This window comes from Mesorhizobium sp. M8A.F.Ca.ET.021.01.1.1, from assembly GCF_003998025.1.
Taxonomy (GTDB): domain Bacteria; phylum Pseudomonadota; class Alphaproteobacteria; order Rhizobiales; family Rhizobiaceae; genus Mesorhizobium.
Genome location: NZ_RZSJ01000847.1, coordinates 1 through 1833 on the forward strand (window position 1 = coordinate 1; position 1833 = coordinate 1833).

General features: G+C 68.3%; 2 protein-coding genes. Both read left to right on the top strand.

What is annotated here, in order from left to right; genetic code table 11:
- On the top strand, positions 1 to 931 hold a 931-nt coding region (locus EOA36_RS34675), incomplete at its 5' end, for an ornithine cyclodeaminase family protein (protein ID WP_145969488.1).
- The coding region (locus EOA36_RS34680; protein WP_145969489.1) for an aromatic amino acid lyase at positions 928 to 1833 on the top strand (906 nt) is incomplete at its 3' end. The genes EOA36_RS34675 and EOA36_RS34680, both read left to right, overlap by 4 nt.

Consider the following 1833-nt stretch of genomic DNA (forward strand, 5'->3'; position numbering starts at 1 on the left):
CATCGGTGCGGTCGAGGCCGGGCTCATCGCACAAGGCAAGGGCCAGACGGTGATCGAGCCGCGTGTCCACCTCGAACCCGACCCGTCCTTCCACGGCCATTTCAATGTCCTGCGCGGCTACGTCGCGCCGCTCGACGCCGCCGGCGTCAAGATCGTCGGCGACTATGTCGACAACTACCTTCACGGCCTGCCTTCGGAATTCGGCATCCTCAATCTGTTCGATCCGCGCACCGGTACCCCGCGCGCCATCCTCGACGCCACCGTCATCACCGACATGCGCACCGGCGCCGTCACCGCCATCGGCGCCAAACATCTGGCGCGCAAGAACTCGAAAGTGCTGGCCCATATCGGCGCGCGCGGCACCGCCTACTGGAACGTGCGCCTGCTCGACCATCTCTTCGATTTCGACGAAATCCGCGTCCACTCGCGCCGGCCGGAAAGCCGCGACGGCTTTGCCGCCAAATTGTCGGCCGCCCTCGGCAAGACGGTCACTGCCGTGGCCGACTGGAAAAGCTGCGTCGAAGGGGCCGACATTGTCGTCGAGGCCTCGCGCCTGCCGGAGCCGCAACCGCTGCTCAAGACCGAATGGATCAAGCCCGGCGCGCTGGTGGTGCCCTATGGCACGATGAGCGCGGTGGAGCTGTCGCTGACCGACATCATGCAGAAGATGGTCGTCGACGATTGGGGCCAGTGCAAGGGCGGCAAGTTCGGCTCGCTGCGCGCCCATGTCGAGACCGGGCGGCTGAGCGAGACGACGCTGCATGCCGAACTCGGCCAGATCGCCGCCGGCCTGAGGCCGGGACGGCAGAGCGACGACGAAACCATCCTGTTCTGGCATCGTGGCCTGTCGCTGTCCGACATCGCGCTTGGCAAGGCGATGCTGGCCAAGGCACAGGCGCAAGGCATCGGCCAGAGGCTACGCTTCGCATGAGCGCGCTCGTCCTCACCGGAGCCGGCGTCAGCGTCGGCGATGTCGCCGCCGTCGCCCGCGAGGCGCGCAAGGTGGAAATCGGAGCCGATGTCATCGGCGGGCTGGAGAAGGCGCGAAAGGTGCTCGACCAGGCCGCGGCCTCGGGCCAGCAGATCTACGGCCTGAACACCGGTCTCGGCGCCAATCTCGGCACGTCGGTCGAGGGTGACGCCAGCGCCTTCCAGCGCCAGTTGCTCGAAGGCCGCAGCGGCGCGGTCGGCGGGGCCCTGCCGGTCGAAACCGTGCGGGCAACCATGCTCGCCCGCCTGACGATGCTGTCGGCGGGCGGCTCCGGCCTGTCGCCCGCAGTGTTCGTTGCCCTGGTCGATGTCCTCAACGCCGGCGTCCATCCGGTGATGCCGTCGCTCGGCTCCATCGGCGCCGGCGACCTGGTGCTGATGACCGCGATCGCCCGCCTGCTGATCGGCGAAGGCGAAGCCGATTATCAGGGAAGGCGCATGCCGGCGGTCAAGGCGCTGATGATGGCCCGTCTCGGCCCCATCGGCCTGGCGCCCAAGGATGGGCTGTCGCTGATCAACGCTTCCGCCGTCTCCGCCGGCGGCGGCTCGCTTGTGGTCACGGACGCGTTGTCGGCCCTTGACCAGCAGCAGCAGGCCGGCGCGCTGACCATGGAAGGGTTTGGCGCCAACCGCACCATCCTCGACCCGCGCCTGCACATGGCGCGGCCAGCCGCTGGCCAGCAGGAAGCCGCCAAGGCGCTGCACGATCTTCTCGCCCGCGACGAAGCGCCGGCGCCCACCACCCTACAGGATCCGCTCTCGATCCGCTGCATGCCCTCGATCCATGGCGTGCTGACCGAGGCGATCGGCCAGGCAAAACGCGCCGTCGAGATCGAACTCAAT